Below are 17,466 nucleotides of genomic sequence, written 5' to 3'. Positions count from 1 at the left end.
CGTCGCTTATATTCGGGTGCTACGGACGGCAGCCGCGCCCCGTGCCGGGGGCGCAGCTGCCGCTTGCTGCTTAATTGGTTTTGGTGACCTTGCTCAGATGACGCGGCGCATCCGGGTCCATGCCGCGCGCGGCCGACAGTTTGGCCGCCATCACGTAGAAGGACTGGATGGCGACGATCGGGTCGAGGTCCGGCGTGGCCGCCACGGGCAGGGTCAGGTCGCGTTCGGCCACGTCGGCGGGGGCCGCCAGCAAGACCTTGGCGCCGCGGCCGCGCATCTCGGTTGCCAGCTGCAGCAGGCCGGCCTGGGTCGGGCCGCGCGTGGCGAAAATGAGCAGCGGGTAGCCGTCTTCGATCAGGGCCATCGGGCCGTGCTTGATTTCGGCGCCGCTGAAGGCTTCTGCCTGCAGGGCCGAGGTTTCCTTGAATTTCAGCGCCGCTTCCAGCGCAACGGGGAAGCTGATGCCGCGGCCGACGACCATGATGTTGCGGACCGGCGCCAGTACGTCGATGGCGGGCGACCAGTCGACGCGGGTCGCTTCGAGCAGCGCTTCGGGCAGCGCTTCCAGGCCCGCCTGCAGCTCGGGGTCGTTCTGCCACTGGGCCACCATGCGCGCGCCGGCGACCAGGCTGGTGATGAAGCTCTTGGTGGCGGCGACGCTTTGTTCCTTGCCCGCGCGCAGGGGCATTGCCCACTCGGCGGCGTGCGCCAAAGGCGAATCGATGTCGTTGACGAGGGCCACGGTGGTGGCGCCGCCGTCGCGGAAGTAGCGGATCGGCTCGACCACGTCAGGGCTCTGGCCCGATTGCGAGATCGAGATGGCCAGCGTATCGCGCGTCACCAGCGGCGACTTGTTCAGGGTCACCAGCGACATCGGCAGGGACGCGACGACGCGGCCCAGGCGCGCCATGATCAGGTAGGCGACGTAGTTGCAGGCGTGGTCCGAGCTGCCGCGCGCGATGGTCAGCGCGGTCGAGAACGAGGTGCTCCTCAATTTGCGGCCCAGTTCCGCGTAGCGTTCCGTGTCGCTGGCCAGTTGCAGGGCGACGCATTCGGCGGCGGAAATGGCTTCTTTAAGCATCATTGAGGTCACAGATTTCTCCTTCTATATACACAGCTTTGAGTTTGAGATCGCGATCGAGTACCACCAGATCGGCGTAAGTACCGGGGGCCAGCCGGCCGCGTTCTTCCAGGCCCAGGTAATCGGCGGCGTTGGTCGACACGCGCTTGGACGCGTCGGCCAGGTCCAGTCCCAGTCCCACCAGGTTGCGCAGCGCCTGGTCCAGGGTCAGGGTGCTGCCCGCCAGGGTGCCGTCGGGCAGGCGCACGCCGCCCATGCATTTCTGCACGGCGTGGCGGCCCAGCATGTATTCGCCGTCCGGCATGCCGGTGGCGGCGGTGGAATCGGTGACGCAGTACAGGCGCGGGATGGCGCGCAGGGCCACCTTGATGGCGCCCGGATGCACATGCAGCAGGTCGGGGATCAGTTCGGCGTATTCGGCGTGCGCCAGGGCGGCGCCGACCATGCCCGGCTCGCGGTGATGCAGGCCGCTCATGGCGTTGAACAAATGCGTGAAACCCATGGCGCCGTGTTCCAGCGCGGCCACGCCGTCTTCGTACGAACCGAGCGTGTGGCCGATCTGCACGCGCACGCCGGCGTCGGCCAGGGCGCGCACCAGGTCCAGGTGGCCGGCGATTTCCGGCGCCACGGTGATGACGCGCAGCTTGGCCAGGGTTTGCAGGCGCTCGATTTCAGCCAGATTGGCGGCGCGCGCGTAGTTCGGCTGCGCCCCCAGCTTGCCGGAATTGATGTACGGGCCTTCCAGGTGGGCGCCCAGCACGCGCGCCGTGTTCGGGCGGCGGTGGTTGGCGGCGATGCCGATGGCCGTCAGGGCCATGTCGATGTCTTCCGGCGGCGCCGTCATGGTGGTGGCCAGCAGGCTGGTGGTGCCGTGGCGCGCATGGATGCCCGCGATGGTATAGACGGCTTCGCCGCCTTCCATGATGTCCTTGCCTGCGCCGCCATGCACGTGCAGGTCGATAAAGCCGGGCAGGATGTAATCGTCGCTGTTGCCCGACGGGTGGAGCGAATCGCCCGTGATGCTGTCGACCCGCTCGCCGAAGGCGATGGCGCCGTGGATCCAGCCGCCGGGGGTAAGGATATTGCCTTTGATAGTGCTGCTCATCTGCGCGACTCCGCTACGAATTCATAATAATCACTGCGGCAATACGAGTGGGTCAGTTCCACCGCTGCGCCGTTGTCGAGATAACTGACACGGGTGATGTGCAGCATGGCTTCACCCGTCTTGATATTGGCCAGCTTGGCCTGTTCCGCCGTGGCGTTGACGGCGCGGATATGCTGCAGCGCGCGCATCGGGATGGTGCCGCGCGACTCCAGGTAGCCGTACAGCGAATCGGTGACCTGCTGCGGGTCCGGCATGTACAGGGCGGGGATGGTGGTCGTTTCGATCGCCATCACCACTTCGTCGGCCGTGCGCAGGCGGCGCAAACGCGCCACCGGCATGTGCGGCGACAGTCCCAGCGACAGCAGTTCCAGCGGCGCGGCCGCGCCGATGTCGCGCTGCAGCCAGCGCGAGCCGGCCGTGAAGCCCCGCTGGCGCAATTCTTCCGAAAAGCTCGTCAGGCGCGACAGCGGTTGCTCCAGCTTGGGCGTGATGTAGGTGCCCGAGCCGCGCTTGCGCGTCAGCATGCCCCGGTCGCACAGCATGTCGATGGCCTTGCGCGCCGTGACGCGCGAGATTTCCAGGATGTCCGACAGCACGCGCTCGGAAGGCAAGGCCTGGTTGGCGCGCCAGTCGCCGCTGGCGATGCCGTCCGACAGCATGTTCGCCAGCTGCATGTAGAGCGGCGTGTCGCTGGCCGGATTGGGTTTGAAGGCGGACAGTTTGGCCAGCATGGTCATTGCTCCTGCAAGTGCTTGCGTATCAGGCGCAGGCCGCCTGCGGCCGAGTCGCCCTGTGCCGGCACGACCAGTTGCAACAGTGCCGCCGGCAGGTAGCCCGACAAGGGCGCCGCCAGGCCGCCGCACAGGGCCACGGGCAGGGCGCCGGCCGGGTCGAGGGCCCTGGCGATGAGGGCGATCTGCTGGCCCGCGTCCACCAGGATGGCGCGCGCCACCGCATTGGTGGCCGCGTGTTCGAGCACCAGGCGCGCCAGTTGCGCGAAATTGGTCTGGCTGGCGGCCGCCAGCCACACCTGCATGGCGTCGCGCTGGCCGCCGCAGGCATCGATGATGGCCGTGGCAAAGGCGCTGCCGGGCACGCGGCCGTCGGCCACCTGCTGCGCATGGTTGATGGCGCGCATGCCGATCCAGGCGCCGCCCGCTTCGTCGCCGGAGGGGAAGCCCCAGCCGCCCACTTCATGGCGGCTGCCGTCCGCGTGCAGCACTTCGCCCACGCTGCCCGTGCCGATGGCCACGATGGCGCCCGGCTGGCCCGCATGCGCGCCCAGCAGGGTGGTCAGGGCGTCCGATTCGAGCGCGACGGCGGCATAGCCGGGATTGTGTTCGATGAAGCTGGCGGCCCACTGCTTGTTGTGCACGCCGGCCAGGCCCAGGCCGATGGCCATGCGCTGCAGCGGCGGCTGTTCCAGTGCGGCGGCGCGGAAGGCCAGGGTGACGGCATGCGCCACGGACGTCCAGGCCCGTTCGATGCCCAGTCCCAGGCCGGATGGGCCGCTTTGTCCCTGCGCCAGTTCCTGGCCGTCGAGGCGCGCCAGGCGTACGCGGGTTCCGCTGCCCCCGCCGTCGACGCCGATTATGTATTCGATCATGTTGTGCAGTCCCGCGTTTGGTTGATTGCGCCTGTCTCGGTTCTTTTATTTGTCGGGCGGCGAAAAAGCTGAAGGCACTATATTGTCGCCCCGATGGCTTGTCAACAGGTATTTAAGTGGTATTAACAAATGCGTTGCGCGCTGTCGCCGCATGCCCGAGGGCGTGATTGCAAGTGATTGTTAATAAAGGGATTTTTATACTTGCCGAATGGTATTGAAATTGGCCTTGTTTAATGCCAATTTTTTCAGACTGGTCTGCGCCGCGCGCGGTAGTGTTGCTTCCGCGCATGCTTGGCAAGGGACGCCATGAAGAGTAAAGTCCGCCTTTTACACCTGAGTTGGAAGAGCATGATGAACGACAAGGCAGCAAAGAGCGATTACTGGGACGACTGGCAGCAAGAGGCGCTGGCCGCTGGCGTGTCGGCGCCGCTGGCTGCGCTGGGCATGGAAATGATGCGCACGCACCGCAAGAACCGCTGGCCGAAGGATTTCCTGGGCCGCGAAAGCGATGGCCCGGTCATGATCGAAATGTGCCTGGAAGACGAAGCGGAAACGGAATTGTTCTTCATCGAGAACCTGTATCCCTACGATGCGGCGCTGATCGAAAAGACGCGCCGCCGCCTGTGCCTGCACTGATGGTGCGCTGACGCGCGACTGGAACGGCCGCCTTGTGCGGCCGTTTTGCTTTTCGGGTGGCATTTTCATGGGGGAGTGTCATAATGGCCCAGGCATTTCCGCCCAGGTATGGAGTAGATAATGAGCAAGGCACAGGACAGCAAGAAGGAAGCCAAGAAGGAACCGGCCAAGACCATGAAGGAAAAGAAGGAAGCCAAGAAGGTCAAGAAAGAAGAGCGCAAGCGCTGATCATGCGCCTGCGTCGCTTACTGTCGCGCCCGTGGCGTGCACCGGCCCTGCTGGCGGCGTTCGCCCTGCTGGCCGTGGGCACGCCCGTGTCCGGCGTGCTGGCGCAGCAAAAGCCGCCGCCATCCACGTTCGGGCAAGTGGTGGGCAACGCCGTGCTGTGCATCGACCAGATCGACAACAAGGCCTTTTATGCGTATCTGCTGACGGCCTTCGGCCCCGCCTACAAGCATGAAGGGGGCGCTTACTGGTTCCGCACGGACGCCACCTTGTGGGGCGCGCCGATTACCGACGTGATCGTCAGCGACGACACCAGTCCCCTCGTCTTCATGGGCGTGGTGGCGGACGCGACGCCGGAAAAGCTGGAACCGGCCATTCGCGGCGTCTCGGGCCTGCGCTTCAATAAGCTCGACAATTCCGCCTTTCCCGTCCGTGGTTCCGTGCCTGGCAGTAAAATCGTCTACTTCCGCAGCAAGGCGAAAGTGTATTGCGCCAAATACAAGCCGTTGCCGCCCGCCCGCACCCGATGAGGGGTTCGGCTTGCCGCCGCGCATTTTGATCGTTTCATCCGCAGGGTCTCCATGTACACGCATTATTTCCAGCTCAAGCAATCGCCGTTTTCGATCGCCCCCGATCCGCGCTACCTGTTCATGAGCGAACGCCACCGCGAAGCGCTGGCGCACCTGCTGTATGGCGTGGGCAGCGGCGGCGGCTTCGTGCTGCTGACGGGAGAAATCGGCGCCGGCAAGACCACCGTGTGCCGCTGCTTCATGGAACAGATTCCGGAAAATTGCCAGCTCGCCTACATCTTCAATCCGAAACTGTCCGTCGAGGAATTGCTGCTGTCGATCTGCGAGGAATTCCGCATCGCCCTGGCGCCCGGCGTGGCCAGCGTGAAAGGCTATGTCGACGCCATCAATGCGCACTTGCTGGCCAGCCATGCGCAAGGCAAGAATAATGTGCTGATCATTGACGAAGCGCAAAACCTGTCCGCCGCCGTGCTGGAGCAGCTGCGCTTGCTGACCAACCTGGAGACGAGCGAGCGCAAGTTGCTGCAGATCATACTGATCGGCCAGCCGGAATTGCGCGCCATGCTGGCCCGGCCGGAACTCGAACAGCTGGCGCAGCGCGTGATCGCCCGCTATCACCTGGGTTCGTTGACGGCGGACGAGACGGCCAGCTATATCCGCCACCGCCTGGCCGTGGCGGGCAGCACGGCGCAGACGCCGTTCGCGCCGCGCTTGATGGCGCAGATCCATGCCTTGAGCAAGGGAGTGCCGCGCCGCATCAACCTGCTGTGCGACCGCGCGTTGCTGGGCGCCTACGTGGAAAACCAGCCGCAGGTGACGCGCCAGATACTGCGCCGCGCCGCCGAGGAAGTGTTTGCGGAAGAGGGGAAGTCGGCTGCCGGACGGGGCCTGCGCTGGCCGCACGTGGCCGGTGGCGTGCTGGCCGGCGCCGTGGTCACGGCCGCGCTGGCCTGGCATTTCATGCCGCGCCCGTCCGTTGTGCCCCCTGTGCCTGCCGTGGCCGCCTCTGTGCCGGCCGCCTCCGTCGTGGCGGTTGCCGCCGCATCTGCCCCCGCACCGGCCAGCGTGCCGGACCGCAACGCCGTGCTGCGCCAGTTGGCCAGTCTGTGGGGCGAGCAGTTGCCGGCCGGTGACGCTTGCCAGGCGGGCGCCCGCGCCGGCCTGCGCTGCCTGCACAGCCGGGGCGGCATCGCCGAGTTGCGCGTGCTGGACCGTCCCGCCGTGCTGGCCTTGCGCGACGGGGAGGGTGTGGAGCAGCTGGCGCTGCTGACGCGCGTGCAGGACGAGAACGCCACCGTGCTGCTCGATGGCAAACCACAAAGCGTGCCGCTGGCCCAGCTGGCGCAGCGCAGCGATGGCAGTTTCACCACCTTCTGGCGCGCCCCGCGCAGCTGGCGCGACGAAGTGCCGCTGGGCGCCCGCGGCGCCGACGTGGACTGGCTGGCGCAGCGTCTGGCACAGCAGCAGGGTTTGCCTGCGCCGGCCGCCAATCTGCCGCTCGATGCCGAAATGCAAGGTCTGCTGCGCGCTTTCCAGCAGCGCCAGAACTTGCGGGCCGATGGCTTGGCGGGCCCGAAAACATTCATACGCCTGATGCAGCTGGGTGACAACTCGGAGCCGCGCCTGAGCAGCGCGGCTCCTGCCGTGGCAGCGCCCGCTGCGACGGCGATGGTGGCGGGGAAATAAGATGTCCTACATACTTGAAGCACTGAAAAAATCGCAAGCCGAGCGCCAATTGGGCGAGTTGCCGTCGATCCACGCACCGCAAGTGCAGCTGCACGATGCCGCCGCATCCGGCGCCGCGCGGCGCGCGCCCGTGTGGCTGGCGCTGGGCGGCGTGACGGTGGCAGTGGCTGCCGCGCTGCTGCTGTGGCAGCAGTGGCAAGCGGGCGCGGCAGCACCTGCGGCCGTCGCCCCTGCCGTGCTTGCCCAGGCCGTGCCCGCGCCGGTGCCGGCAGCGCCGCCGCCGGCTGTCCCCGCGCCCGCGCCTGTGGCTGTGCCCGTACCCGTGCCACCGGCGGCCACCGCCGCGCCCGTGCACCACGCGAGGCCAGTGCCGGAACCGAAGCAGGAGACGCCAGGCCAGGCCGCTCCGCCTGTCCCCGCTCCCGCTCCCGCTCCGGCCATGCCCGCGCCCGCGCCGTCAGCCGAAGAGACCGTGCCCGGCATGCGCGACTTGCCCGAGCCGATACAGCGGCAAATCCCCGCCATCGCCATCGGCGGCTATATCTATTCGAAGAATCCGGCCGACCGCCTGTTGCTGATCGACAAGGTCTTGCGCCACGAGGGTGAAGAATTGGCGCCCGGCCTGGTGCTGGAAAAGTTGCAGCCGAAGGCGGCCATCTTCAGTTTCAAGGGTTACCGCTACCGCGTGCCATATTGAGTTGTTGTGCATCAAGGCCGGGCCGCCATAGCTGAACCATACTGGCGGGGCCTGGTCGAACCAGGGGCGCTGCGACCGTGTGCGCGGCCGGGGAGGTCCGATGATTGCTGCCGCAACTGCTGGCGAGGGTGTGCTTGATGCGCAGGGCCTGGGAAACCTGGCGCGCATCGACCATATCGTCGTGCTGATGATGGAAAACCGCTCGTTCGACCACATGCTTGGCTACCTGAGCCTGGAAGGCGGGCGCACCGATATCGATGGCTTGCAGGCAAGTCATGCCAACGTGCATGCGGGCGTGCGCTACCCCGTGCACCATTTGCGGCGCACGGCCTTTGGCCCGCAGCAAGACCCGTCGCATACGGGCATGTCGGTGGCGCAGCAATTGCAAAACAATAACGGTGGCTTCGTTGACGATTATGCGCAAACGCATCCGGGCGACCCCGACATCGACCTGGTCATGGGCTACTACAATGGGGCCGACTTGCCCATGTACGATTTCCTGGCGCAGCAATTCTGCGTCTGCGACCGCTGCTACAGTTCCGTGCCGGGCGCCACCTGGCCCAACCGCCTGTATGCGGTCAGCGGCAAGGCGGCCGGCAGCAAGGACAGCAAGCGCGTGCCCCTGTATGCGAACAAATCCTTCGTGCGCCACCTCGAGCGGGCCCAGGTCAGCTGGAAGTTTTATTCCGCCTGGAAACCCTGGAGTCTGGCGCTGACGGACGACCATTACCGCTCGTCCGACATGTACGAACCGTTCGGCTCCAGCGCCCGCCGCTATGGCTTCATCGGCGATGCGCTGGCGGGCGCCTTGCCCTCGGTCAGCTGGATCGATCCCCATTTCTTCGACAATGACGACCACCCGCCGGCCGATATCCGCGCCGGCCAGGCGCTGGTGGCGCAGGTCTACCAGGCCCTGTCGCGCGGTCCTGCCTGGGCGCGCACCTTGCTCATCCTCAGCTATGACGAACACGGCGGTTTTTTCGACCATGTGCCGCCACCCGTCGCCGTGGACGACGACCCCGCGTTTCGCCGCTACGGCGTGCGCGTGCCCATGCTGCTCGTGTCGCCGCTGATCGCGCCAGGCAGCGTCAGCCACGAGGTTTACGATCACGCGTCGATTATCAAAACCATCCTGCAGCGCTTTTGCCGCGCCGCCGATGGCGCCTTGCCCCAGATGGGCGCGCGCGTGGCGGCCGCCAGCGGCCTGGGCGCCGTGCTGACCCTGGCGCAGCCGCGCGCTGCGCCTGCCGTGCCCGCAGCCGTGCAGGCGCAGCGCGCCGCCTGGGAAGCGGATGTGCGGGCGCAGGATTTCGCCCCGCCGGCGCTTGCCTCCCCGCCGGATGGCGCGCTGGCCGCCGCTGCCGCCGTTCCCTTCCAGTCCGATGCGGAGGCGGGCGCGATCGCCGCCCACCGGCAATTGGCGCGCAGGGCGAGGAATGCGCAGGCGGTGGATGGTAAAACGGCGAGTAAAATGGTGAGTCAAACGGCAAGTCAAACGGCGGGAACGGCAGCGCCGAAGCCGGTGGGCAGGCGCCGGCGGCAGGGCGGCAAGCCGGGGCCCGCCGGTGCACGGAATGGCGGAAAACCCGGAGTGGCTTGACCTGGGCGATGGGCTGGGCAATGCGCAGTGCCTGCGCAGGACGGTGGCGCCGGTGGGCTGCGTATAATCATTCCTTCTCAATCAAGGAGTGACCATGCACGATGCGATGCCCGCACACCCGGTACTCGGTGTGATCGGCCGTTCCGGTAGCGGCAAGACGACCCTGCTGGAATTTGTGGTGAAGGAAATGGCGGCGCGCGGCTTGCGCGTCAACCTGGTCAAGCACAGCCACCATGACCTGGCGCTGGAACCGCCGCAAAAGGACAGCGCCCGCCTGCGTCTGGCCGGCGCGGCGGAAGTGCTGGTGGCGTCGCCGTACCGTTTTGCCATCGTGCATGAACTGCGCGGCGCGCCGGAACCGAGCCTGGCGCAGCAATTGGCCCGCATGGGGCCGGCAGACCTGACCCTGGTCGAAGGCTTCAAGACGGACCCGATTCCCAAGCTGGAAGTATTCCGTCCGGAAGTGGGGCAGGCGCCCCTGTATCCGCATGACCCGCATGTGATCGCCGTCGCGTCGGACAGCCCGGCGCCGGCCGATTTGCGCGAGGGCGTGCAATGGCTGGACTTGAATGCGCGCGAACACGTGCTGGCCTGGCTGCTGCTGCAGTTGGAAAATAAGCTGGAAAAATAAGCTAAAGGTTTGCCGGCGGCATCCGTTAACAAGGGTAGAACCTCATTGGAGAAACGTATGGACGTCGGAAGCATTGCTCAACTGTCAACCACGATGGCGGAGACAGGCACGCGGCAAGCCGTCGGCTTGACTGTCCTGAAAAAAGCCCAGGATATCCAAAGCTCGACCGCCACGGCCTTGCTGGCAGCGTTGCCACCGGTACAGTCGGCGCCAAGTCTGCCGGCTCACCTCGGCAACCGCATCAACACGACCGCCTGAGCGCAGTCCCGCGGCGCCCGTCTGGCGCTCGCATTACTTACGCCCACACCACCGTCATCGACGGTGGCGCGTGGGCGTTTTTGTCTGTCTTCCTGCCTTCCTTCCGTTTTCTCCCCGCCTCTGTCAAGTTGATTAATTGACCATGGTTCGCCATGGCACGGCCGATTCAGTAGAATGGCGTCCATCACCTCGCGTTGCCCATCGGCGCAGCCCGGGGCGTGCCATTACTTTGACCCATGCAAGAGGATTTCCCATGAACAAACGTCAAGCTCTCATCGCCGCCGCCCTCGCGGGCATCTGTGCCGGCACCACCCTCAACGCGGCCGCGCACGATGGTCCCGCCCCTGGCGACAAGGAAAAGTGTTATGGCGTGGCCAAGGCCGGGCAGAACGATTGCGCCTCGTCCGACGGCGCGCATTCCTGCGCGGGCCAGGCGGAGGCGGACAATCTGCCGACCGAATGGACGTATGTTGCCAAGGGCACGTGCGAACAGGCGGGCGGTTCCGTCAAGCCCATCAAGGCCGGCAAGGCGGCAAAGCCGGCCGCGCAGCCGTAAGCATCCGCCGCCTGCCCATGCCGCCGCCAGTTCAAGCGCTTGCCGGCGTCGGCTTGCGCGCCGCGCACTACCGCGACTTCCTGGCGCGCCGCCCCAGGGTGGGCTGGCTGGAAGTACACACCGAAAATTATCTGCAGCCGTCGGGCTGGGATAGCCATGTATTAGACACCTTGCGCCAGGATTACCCCATCAGCCTGCATGGCGTGGGCCTGGGGCTGGGATCCGCGCGCGGTTTTTCCGAGAGTCACTTGCAGCGCGTGCGCGCCGTGGTCGAGCGCATCGAGCCGGTCCTCGTGTCGGAACACCTGAGCTGGGGCGCCGTGGCGCAGCAGCAACTCAATGATCTGTTGCCGCTGGCCTTGAATGGCGCCGCCCTCGATTTGCTCTGCGCCAGGGTGGGGCGCGTGCAGGATGTGCTGAAAAGGCCGATCTTGCTGGAGAATGTCTCCACTTACCTGCGTTTTGCCGACGATGCCATGAGCGAGGCGCAATTCCTGGCGGAGCTGGCGCGGCGCAGCGGTTGCGGGCTGCTGCTCGATATCAATAATCTATATGTGAATCAGTGCAACCACGGCGAAGACGCTATGACGGCCATGCAGTCCATCGCGCCGGGCAGCGTGGGCGAGCTGCACCTGGGCGGCCATCTGGTAACGCCGCATGCCGTGATCGACCACCACGGCGCCGCCGTGGCCGATCCCGTCTGGGACTTGTATGCGGCCGCCTTGCAGCATTTCGGCGCCGTGCCCACGCTCGTCGAATGGGATACGGACTTGCCCGCCATCGATGTCTTGCTGGGCGAGGCGGACAAGGCGCAAGCCATGCTGGCGCGCCATGCGCCGCCAACGCCATGGCAGGGAGTCACGCTGCCGTCCCCGCCGCCGCCCGCGTCGCTTGATGTGCTGGTTGCCGGCCAGCAAGCGTTTGCCACGGCCTTGCTGGATGTTGAGGCAAACTTGCCATCGTTCGCGGGCGAGCAGGTGCCGCAGCGTTTCGCACTTTACCGCGGCAATATGAGCGCCACCTGGCGCCGCACCCTGGCGCACGCCTATCCCGTCGTGCTGGCGCTGGTGGGCGAGGAATTCCTGGGCGGCCTGGCGCGCGCGTATGGGCGGCAGATGCCATCCGATAGCGCTGATTTGAACCAGTTTGGCGCCCGTTTCGCCGATTTTCTGGCCACTTTCCCGCATGTCGCCGACTTGCCCTATCTGCCGGACATGGCGCGCCTGGAATGGGCCGTGCACCTGGCCCATTACGCGGACGATGCGCAGGGCCTGGCGCCCGAGTCGCTGGCCGCCTTGCATCCCGATCAGCTGGAAGCGCGGCGCTTCAGCTTGCATCCCGCCTGCGCCTTGCTGGCATCGGATTGGCAAGTGGCGGCCCTGTGGCAGGCGCATCAGGAGGGGGAAGGGCAGGGGATGTTTCCGCAGGATATGCAGGTGGCGAGCTGCGCGTTCGTATGCCGGACGCGCTGGAAGGCGCAGGTGCTGCTACTGGATGCGGCTGCGCATGCCGCCTTGCTGGCGTTAAGGCAGGGGCAGACGTTTGGCGCCGCGCTCGATGCGGCGTTCGAGCTGGACCCGGCATTCGACCTGGCCGCGCACTTGCGCCAGTGGCTGGCGCATGCGGTGTTGACGGCGTGAGGGGTTATTCGAAGGCCCGCAGCAGGCGCGCTTCGCCCGTCTGATCGCGGTACAGGGCATTCGCGGCCAGGGTGGCGTCCATCATGCGCGTGACTTGCTCTTCTTCAAAGCGGGCGAGCTCGGCCGTGGCCGCGACGAGGGCCAGTTCCAGCCTGGCGCGCGCGCTCTGGTACAGGCTGCTGGTGTATTTGTCTGTGTTACGCAGCAATTCTTCCGCGTTTTCTATTACCTGGCGCAAGTCGCCGATCAGGCGTTCCTGGCTGCGCGTACCTTGTTCGGGATGGTCCATGGCGCTTCCCTTCTGCAATCGATATTTATCTGACAATAACGACGTGTTTGCAGCTTGATCCAGGCAGCCGGCTGGCAGGGCGCCGGCTGGACGCATGGGGCTGCTTTCGCGCCCCATGCCGGGGTCAGACGGGAGCGACGACCGTGATACGGATATCGCCCACGCTGACGACCTGGCCGGCGCGGATCTTGGCGGTCTTGCGCAATTCCTTCTTGCCATCGACCTTCACCACGCCGCTATCGACCATGACCTTGCCTGCGCCACCGCTGTCGCACAGGCCGACCAGCTTCAGCAGCTGGTTCAGCTCGACGAACTCGGATGTTAAATCAAAGCTTACTTTTTGCATTGTATCCCTTATTGCAACGATGTGTTTTAAACACTTAATGACGGTGTCAACTAAGGTCATAGTTTACATGAAGCCAGGAGGAATGCAGGCTGAGCCTTAACTTTTGTTGGGCCGCGTCATGTCCAGGGGCACGATCCACGCACCGAATTGCTCTTCCGTCACAAAGCCCAGGGCCAGCGCCGCTTCCTTCAGGGTCGTGCCTTCATGCTGGGCCTGCTTGGCGATTTGCGCCGCCTTGTCGTAGCCGATGTGCGGCGCCAGCGCCGTGACCAGCATCAGGGAGCGCTCCATCAGTTCGGCGATGCGCTCGCGGTTCGGCGCGATGCCGTGCGCGCAATGCTCGTCGAAACTGCGCATGCCGTCGCCCAGCAGGCGCGCGCTTTGCAGGAAGTTGTGCGCAATCAAGGGCTTGAAGACGTTCAGCTCGAAATTGCCCGAGGCGCCGCCCACCGTGATGGCGACATCGTTGCCGAATACCTGGCAGCACAGCATGGTCAGCGCTTCGCACTGCGTGGGGTTGACCTTGCCCGGCATGATGGAGCTGCCCGGCTCGTTTTCGGGGATGGTGATTTCACCGAGGCCGGAACGGGGGCCGGACGCCATCCAGCGCACGTCGTTGGCGATTTTCATGAGGGCCGTGGCCAGGGTTTTCAGCGCGCCATGGGCGGCCACCAAGGCGTCGTGGGCCGCCAGCGCGGCAAACTTGTTGCTGGCCGTCTCGAACGGCTGGCCCGTCAGGCGCGCCAGTTCCGTCGCGATGCGGCCGGCAAATTCCACGTGGGCATTCAATCCCGTGCCCACGGCCGTACCGCCGGCGGCCAGCTGCAGCAGCGGCGGCAACGATGCCGTGATGATGTGCTCGGCAAAGTCCAGCTGCGCCACGTAGCCGGAAAATTCCTGGCCCAGGGTCAGCGGCGTCGCATCCTGCAAGTGGGTGCGGCCGATCTTGACGATGTCGGCAAATTCCGTGGCCTTCGCGTCCAGCGTGGCGCGCAGCTGGCGCAGCGGCGGCAAGACGGTGTTGGCGACGGCCAGGGCGGCGGCCACGTGGATGGCGGTGGGGAAGATGTCGTTCGAGGACTGGCCCAGGTTGACGTCGTCGTTCGGGTGCAGCAGGCGCCCCTCGCCCCGCAAGCCGCCGATCAGCTCGGAGCCGCGGTTGGCCAGCACCTCGTTCATGTTCATATTGCTTTGCGTGCCAGAACCCGTCTGCCAGACGGCCAGCGGGAATTCCGCGGCATGCTTGCCGGCCAGTACTTCGTCGGCCGCCTGCGTGATGGCGATGGCTTTCTTGCCATCCAATAGACCCAGGTCCAGGTTGACGTGGGCGGCCGCGCGCTTGACGGTGGCCAGGGCGGCGATCAGTTCGGGCGGCATCTTTTCCGTGGAGATATGGAAGTGCTCGAGCGAGCGCTGCGTTTGCGCTCCCCACAGCCGGTCGGCGGGTACGTCGATCGGGCCGAAACTGTCGCGTTCGATTCTGCTACTCATGGCATCCCTTTCATCGATGGAGGTGGATCGAGTGTACTCCAGGCGTCAAAAAAGCACAGGATGATGCTGTATTGCATCATTTTTGCCCTGACCCATCTATATTTTTGCGATTTCCTGCCGTTAAAGACAGGCGAGTTCCCCTTCCTATCCTGTTATCAAAGCGATCAGTCCATGCAGAGCAGCATCTTTCCCCGTTGGTCCCTGATCGCGTGCGCTGCCGCCAGCCTGGCCTTGCCGCCTGTCATGGCGGCCGAGCTGGGTGACATGGCCGTGCTGTCGCACGTGGGTCAGCCCTTGCTGGCCGAGATCGAACTGACGGCCCTGGCGCCCGAGGAAGCCAACGGCGTGGCCGTGCGCCTGGCTTCGCCCGATGTGTACCGCGGCGGCGGCATCGGCATGGATCCGGCCCTGCAAACCTTGACCATCAGCCCGCTGGAGCGCGGTGGGCGCCATTATGTGCGCGTGACAACGCGACAAGCGATCCAGGCAGGCCACGTGCATTTGTATTTATTGCTGGGCAGTGGCAATGGCGCCGTCGTGCGCCTGGGCACCTTGTGGCTGACGCCGGCCCCGCCCGCCGCCGCCGTCGCCCCTGTCAGCGCGCCAGCCAGGCCCGCCGTTCCGGCGCCCGCGCCTGTGCCCGTGCCGCAACCGTTGCCATTGCCGCGCGCCGCGTCCGCCGCGCCGTCGCCCGATGCCGCCGCGCTGGCGGCCCGCGCGCGCGCCGAGGGCCTGGTGCGCCCGGCGCGCGTGTTCGTGCCGCCGCCCGCCGCGCCCGCGCCGGCCGCTGCCGCGCTGCGTCCGTCGCCGTTGCGCCGCGCCACGGCGCCCGTCGCCGCTTGCGCGCCGCAAGCCAATATTGAGCAGGCGCAAGCGTGCGTGGCGCTGGATGAGAAAAACGCGGCCCTGAATGACAAGCTCGGCGAATTGGAAGGCAAGATCGGCGCCTTGCAGCAGGCGCTGGCTCAGCCTGCCGCCGCTGCTGCCGCCGCTGCGCCGGCTGCCGCGCCGGCCGAGGCGCAGGCGCCGCATGCCAAGCCCAAACCCCTGCACGCGGCACCCGCAGCCGAGAAGAAGGCGGGCGGCAACGGTTTGCTGTGGCTGGGTATCGGCACCCTGGCCTTCCTGTTGCTGACGGCCCTCATCGTGTATGTCGTGCGCAAGCGCAGGCAGGCGGCGGGGCCTAGTGCGCCGTCGAAATACTGGGTCTTGCTGCGCAAGCCATTCGGCCGCAAGAAGAAGGAGGCGCCCGTGCTGACGGAGGCGGTGGAAGAGGGGGCGGCGGACGAGCCGGAGCCGGAGCCGTTCTCGCGTTGATGATGTTGCAATGGCTGCGACAAGGCGGCGCCGGAATTTGATATAAAAAAAGATATTGAAAAAAGACAGAAAAATGCTTGTATCGCGTGTTGCCTGTTTCTTAAATATGGTGATATGATTAATTCAGTGGACTTGCTCTACGACAAAACAGCCCCAGCCTGGCGCAGTCACCAACGATAGTGTGGCGCGGCAAACAGGTGTAGCGTTGCATAAACGCCTGGGTCTGGAAGCGGTTCGCGATGCCGACGATGTGCTCGCGAACGCCGGATGCAACCGGCAGCGAGGCGACGCCAGGAGATACCTGGGGCTCGCCTTCCAAATTCCCCTCCTTGTTTCCCGAGCGCACGCAGATGGCGTGCTCTCCGGCAAGGCGGCAGACGTAAAAAAAAGCACCCGCGGGTGCTTTTGTCGTTTCTGGCGCTGCAATATGACTTACATGCGGGCGCGCGAACCTTGCATGGCGTTCGGCAGCTGCGTCATCCACGGTTCCGTGATGGTGCGGATTTCGCGGTCGTTGGCCAGGATTTGCTTGAGCAAGTCGATCTTGCGCAGGCGTGAGGCGCCGGCCTGGGCGGGCACCTTGCCCGTCATGACCGTGCTGGCGGCGCTGGCGCACTGGTTTTCCAGGGCATCCAAGTCATTCCAGTCGCTCGAACGTGCGGCCACGACCATTTTATTGGTCATTCCTGCAATATTTTCATACATCGAGAGAACGTCGTTGGAGGTCATGAGCACACCCGTAACTAGTGAATGGATTACCGCTTGTCTAGATTAACGGCGTGCTTAACGGGAACTTGAGGGTGTTTTTGAAAAAAAAGTGAAAATAATTTGGATAATTTTGGCGATCCGCCGGAATCACCCGTAAACCCGCATGGATGCAGGGTCGGCGATGCCGGCAGTGGGGGATTTATTTGACGAGTTCTTCCAATCCCGCGCTCAGTTCGGCTGGCGGCGGCATCTTGTCGACCAGTACCGAGGGCGGTAAACCCAGCGCTTCGGCCACGTTGCCGGGGTAGCAGGCGATGATTTCTTCATTGCTCAGGGCGTTTTCATCGATGCGGGCGCGCCAGGCTGCCAGGTGGATGATGGCGGCCAGGCGGTTCAGGGGCGCCTTGGCCAGCGGGTCGGGAAAGGCGGCGATGGCGTCGACAAAGGCGCCGGGGAATTTCCAGCGGCGCGCCAGTTCGGCACCCACCTGCGCATAGTCATAGCCCAGCGAGACCCGCTCCGCGTCGAGCCGGCGCGCATCGAGAGGTGGCGCGATCTTGTCGAGCTGCATGGCTTGCTCGGGCATGGCGGCATGGATCACCAGTTGTCCGATCGCATGCATCATGCCGATGGTGAACGCCAGGTCCTGGTTGTCGCCCGTCTGCCTGGCGATCCAGCGGGCCGACACGGCGCTGTGCAGGCTGTAGCGCCAGAATTGCGGCAGGTTCAGGCCGGGCACGGCCTTGAAGCCGCTGACCAGGCCCGAGCTGATGACGAGGGTGCGCACGGTAACAAAACCGAGCATGAGCACGGCGTCTTCCACCGTGCCGATGCTGCGCGAGACGTGGTAATAGGCTGAATTGGCCAGCCGCAGCAGCTTGGCGCTCAAGGCCGGGTCCGCTCCCAGCTGGCGCGCGATGTCTTCGGTGGCGATGGCGGGGTTGTCGAAACTGCGCACCAGTTCATCGACGATCTTCGGGGCGGCAGGCAGGGCGTGGGGTTGCTGGAACAGCGCTTCCAGTTGCATGGCAATCTCCTTGGCGTACACGCGGCACGGGGTCGTA

The 17,466-nt window shown here is 65.5% G+C and carries 19 protein-coding genes; 10 read left to right on the top strand and 9 right to left on the bottom strand.

Annotation, left to right across the window (positions count from 1 at the left end; all coding sequences use genetic code 11):
• Positions 1-70: 70 nt before the first annotated feature.
• From OX459_RS19580 to OX459_RS19565, 4 genes are read right to left on the bottom strand one after another with little or no spacing between them, the layout of a single operon-like run.
• Positions 71-1,084: an SIS domain-containing protein gene (locus OX459_RS19580; RefSeq protein ID WP_289906253.1), complete on the bottom strand. Its 1,014-nt coding sequence runs from the start codon at positions 1,082-1,084 to the stop codon at positions 71-73.
• The gene (gene nagA / locus OX459_RS19575; RefSeq protein ID WP_099665200.1) at positions 1,074-2,186 is read right to left on the bottom strand and encodes an N-acetylglucosamine-6-phosphate deacetylase; all 1,113 of its coding nucleotides are present in this window, start codon (positions 2,184-2,186) and stop codon (positions 1,074-1,076) included. Before nagA ends, OX459_RS19580 begins: the two co-directional genes overlap by 11 nt.
• Positions 2,183-2,917 (bottom strand): GntR family transcriptional regulator, encoded by a 735-nt coding sequence (locus tag OX459_RS19570; RefSeq protein WP_070282815.1) that lies wholly within the window; start codon positions 2,915-2,917, stop codon positions 2,183-2,185. The genes nagA and OX459_RS19570 overlap by 4 nt, the downstream gene beginning before the upstream one ends.
• A 2-nt stretch (positions 2,918-2,919) precedes the next feature.
• A complete protein-coding gene (locus OX459_RS19565) occupies positions 2,920-3,792 on the bottom strand; it encodes a BadF/BadG/BcrA/BcrD ATPase family protein (RefSeq protein ID WP_289906252.1) in 873 nt (290 codons plus the stop codon).
• Between the two features lie 348 nt (positions 3,793-4,140).
• Here OX459_RS19565 and OX459_RS19560 point away from each other — a divergent pair, with 348 nt between their 5' ends.
• The 9 genes from OX459_RS19560 (at position 4,141) to OX459_RS19520 (ending at position 12,251) form a co-directional block, all read left to right on the top strand.
• Positions 4,141-4,428, top strand: coding sequence for a hypothetical protein (locus tag OX459_RS19560; RefSeq protein WP_029496217.1), 288 nt, complete (start codon positions 4,141-4,143; stop codon positions 4,426-4,428).
• Between the two features lie 230 nt (positions 4,429-4,658).
• Positions 4,659-5,183, top strand: coding sequence for a hypothetical protein (locus OX459_RS19555; RefSeq protein WP_099665198.1), 525 nt, complete (start codon positions 4,659-4,661; stop codon positions 5,181-5,183).
• Between the two features lie 51 nt (positions 5,184-5,234).
• On the top strand, positions 5,235-6,869 hold the full coding sequence (locus OX459_RS19550) for an AAA family ATPase (protein WP_289906251.1): 1,635 nt from the start codon (positions 5,235-5,237) through the stop codon (positions 6,867-6,869).
• A 1-nt stretch (position 6,870) separates the two neighbouring features.
• Entirely contained in the window at positions 6,871-7,566 is a 696-nt protein-coding gene (locus tag OX459_RS19545; protein ID WP_289906250.1) for a general secretion pathway protein GspB, read from the top strand.
• 100 nt (positions 7,567-7,666) lie between these two features.
• Positions 7,667-9,166, top strand: a complete 1,500-nt coding sequence (locus OX459_RS19540; protein ID WP_289906249.1) for an alkaline phosphatase family protein — start codon at positions 7,667-7,669, stop codon at positions 9,164-9,166.
• Between the two features lie 94 nt (positions 9,167-9,260).
• Positions 9,261-9,797 carry a molybdopterin-guanine dinucleotide biosynthesis protein B gene (gene mobB, locus OX459_RS19535; protein ID WP_077400616.1) on the top strand — a complete coding sequence of 179 codons (537 nt, stop codon included), beginning with the start codon at positions 9,261-9,263 and terminating at the stop codon, positions 9,795-9,797.
• A 57-nt stretch (positions 9,798-9,854) separates the two neighbouring features.
• Complete coding sequence (locus OX459_RS19530) at positions 9,855-10,055, top strand: YjfB family protein (protein ID WP_034781856.1); 201 nt, start codon at positions 9,855-9,857, stop codon at positions 10,053-10,055.
• A gap of 253 nt (positions 10,056-10,308) precedes the next feature.
• On the top strand, positions 10,309-10,611 hold the full coding sequence (locus OX459_RS19525; RefSeq protein WP_289906248.1) for a DUF2282 domain-containing protein: 303 nt from the start codon (positions 10,309-10,311) through the stop codon (positions 10,609-10,611).
• A 17-nt stretch (positions 10,612-10,628) separates the two neighbouring features.
• The gene (locus OX459_RS19520; RefSeq protein ID WP_289906247.1) at positions 10,629-12,251 is read left to right on the top strand and encodes a DUF692 family multinuclear iron-containing protein; all 1,623 of its coding nucleotides are present in this window, start codon (positions 10,629-10,631) and stop codon (positions 12,249-12,251) included.
• 4 nt (positions 12,252-12,255) lie between these two features.
• Here OX459_RS19520 and OX459_RS19515 read toward each other — a convergent pair whose 3' ends face one another.
• The 3 genes from OX459_RS19515 to fumC form a co-directional block, all read right to left on the bottom strand.
• Complete coding sequence (locus OX459_RS19515) at positions 12,256-12,540, bottom strand: hypothetical protein (protein ID WP_034759786.1); 285 nt, start codon at positions 12,538-12,540, stop codon at positions 12,256-12,258.
• 124 nt (positions 12,541-12,664) lie between these two features.
• Positions 12,665-12,886 carry an RNA-binding S4 domain-containing protein gene (locus OX459_RS19510; RefSeq protein ID WP_035825476.1) on the bottom strand — a complete coding sequence of 74 codons (222 nt, stop codon included), beginning with the start codon at positions 12,884-12,886 and terminating at the stop codon, positions 12,665-12,667.
• A 96-nt stretch (positions 12,887-12,982) separates the two neighbouring features.
• Positions 12,983-14,377, bottom strand: coding sequence for a class II fumarate hydratase (fumC, locus tag OX459_RS19505; protein ID WP_289906246.1), 1,395 nt, complete (start codon positions 14,375-14,377; stop codon positions 12,983-12,985).
• A gap of 171 nt (positions 14,378-14,548) precedes the next feature.
• Here fumC and OX459_RS19500 point away from each other — a divergent pair, with 171 nt between their 5' ends.
• Positions 14,549-15,694: a hypothetical protein gene (locus OX459_RS19500; protein ID WP_289906245.1), complete on the top strand. Its 1,146-nt coding sequence runs from the start codon at positions 14,549-14,551 to the stop codon at positions 15,692-15,694.
• 432 nt (positions 15,695-16,126) lie between these two features.
• Here the strand turns inward: OX459_RS19500 and OX459_RS19495 are convergent, their stop codons facing one another.
• Positions 16,127-16,378 carry a flagellar protein FliT gene (locus OX459_RS19495; RefSeq protein ID WP_257218715.1) on the bottom strand — a complete coding sequence of 84 codons (252 nt, stop codon included), beginning with the start codon at positions 16,376-16,378 and terminating at the stop codon, positions 16,127-16,129.
• A 223-nt stretch (positions 16,379-16,601) separates the two neighbouring features.
• Positions 16,602-17,429, bottom strand: coding sequence for an HDOD domain-containing protein (locus OX459_RS19490; RefSeq protein ID WP_289906244.1), 828 nt, complete (start codon positions 17,427-17,429; stop codon positions 16,602-16,604).
• Positions 17,430-17,466 lie beyond the last annotated feature (37 nt).

It is taken from the genome of Janthinobacterium sp. SUN026, from assembly GCF_030397625.1.
Taxonomy (GTDB): domain Bacteria; phylum Pseudomonadota; class Gammaproteobacteria; order Burkholderiales; family Burkholderiaceae_D; genus Janthinobacterium; species Janthinobacterium kumbetense.
This window is presented reverse-complemented; position numbering and strand designations above follow the sequence as displayed.

What these genes read in the sequence shown, in the direction of transcription:
- OX459_RS19580 (WP_289906253.1), bottom strand. Translation starts at nt 1,084, where the DNA reads ATGATGCTTAAAGAAGCCATTTCCGCCGCCGAATGCGTCGCCCTGCAA.
- nagA (WP_099665200.1), bottom strand. Translation starts at nt 2,186, where the DNA reads ATGAGCAGCACTATCAAAGGCAATATCCTTACCCCCGGCGGCTGGATC.
- OX459_RS19570 (WP_070282815.1), bottom strand. Translation starts at nt 2,917, where the DNA reads ATGCTGGCCAAACTGTCCGCCTTCAAACCCAATCCGGCCAGCGACACG.
- OX459_RS19565 (WP_289906252.1), bottom strand. Translation starts at nt 3,792, where the DNA reads ATGATCGAATACATAATCGGCGTCGACGGCGGGGGCAGCGGAACCCGC.
- OX459_RS19560 (WP_029496217.1), top strand. Translation starts at nt 4,141, where the DNA reads ATGATGAACGACAAGGCAGCAAAGAGCGATTACTGGGACGACTGGCAG.
- OX459_RS19555 (WP_099665198.1), top strand. Translation starts at nt 4,659, where the DNA reads ATGCGCCTGCGTCGCTTACTGTCGCGCCCGTGGCGTGCACCGGCCCTG.
- OX459_RS19550 (WP_289906251.1), top strand. Translation starts at nt 5,235, where the DNA reads ATGTACACGCATTATTTCCAGCTCAAGCAATCGCCGTTTTCGATCGCC.
- OX459_RS19545 (WP_289906250.1), top strand. Translation starts at nt 6,871, where the DNA reads ATGTCCTACATACTTGAAGCACTGAAAAAATCGCAAGCCGAGCGCCAA.
- OX459_RS19540 (WP_289906249.1), top strand. Translation starts at nt 7,667, where the DNA reads ATGATTGCTGCCGCAACTGCTGGCGAGGGTGTGCTTGATGCGCAGGGC.
- mobB (WP_077400616.1), top strand. Translation starts at nt 9,261, where the DNA reads ATGCACGATGCGATGCCCGCACACCCGGTACTCGGTGTGATCGGCCGT.
- OX459_RS19530 (WP_034781856.1), top strand. Translation starts at nt 9,855, where the DNA reads ATGGACGTCGGAAGCATTGCTCAACTGTCAACCACGATGGCGGAGACA.
- OX459_RS19525 (WP_289906248.1), top strand. Translation starts at nt 10,309, where the DNA reads ATGAACAAACGTCAAGCTCTCATCGCCGCCGCCCTCGCGGGCATCTGT.
- OX459_RS19520 (WP_289906247.1), top strand. Translation starts at nt 10,629, where the DNA reads ATGCCGCCGCCAGTTCAAGCGCTTGCCGGCGTCGGCTTGCGCGCCGCG.
- OX459_RS19515 (WP_034759786.1), bottom strand. Translation starts at nt 12,540, where the DNA reads ATGGACCATCCCGAACAAGGTACGCGCAGCCAGGAACGCCTGATCGGC.
- OX459_RS19510 (WP_035825476.1), bottom strand. Translation starts at nt 12,886, where the DNA reads ATGCAAAAAGTAAGCTTTGATTTAACATCCGAGTTCGTCGAGCTGAAC.
- fumC (WP_289906246.1), bottom strand. Translation starts at nt 14,377, where the DNA reads ATGAGTAGCAGAATCGAACGCGACAGTTTCGGCCCGATCGACGTACCC.
- OX459_RS19500 (WP_289906245.1), top strand. Translation starts at nt 14,549, where the DNA reads ATGCAGAGCAGCATCTTTCCCCGTTGGTCCCTGATCGCGTGCGCTGCC.
- OX459_RS19495 (WP_257218715.1), bottom strand. Translation starts at nt 16,378, where the DNA reads ATGACCAATAAAATGGTCGTGGCCGCACGTTCGAGCGACTGGAATGAC.
- OX459_RS19490 (WP_289906244.1), bottom strand. Translation starts at nt 17,429, where the DNA reads ATGCAACTGGAAGCGCTGTTCCAGCAACCCCACGCCCTGCCTGCCGCC.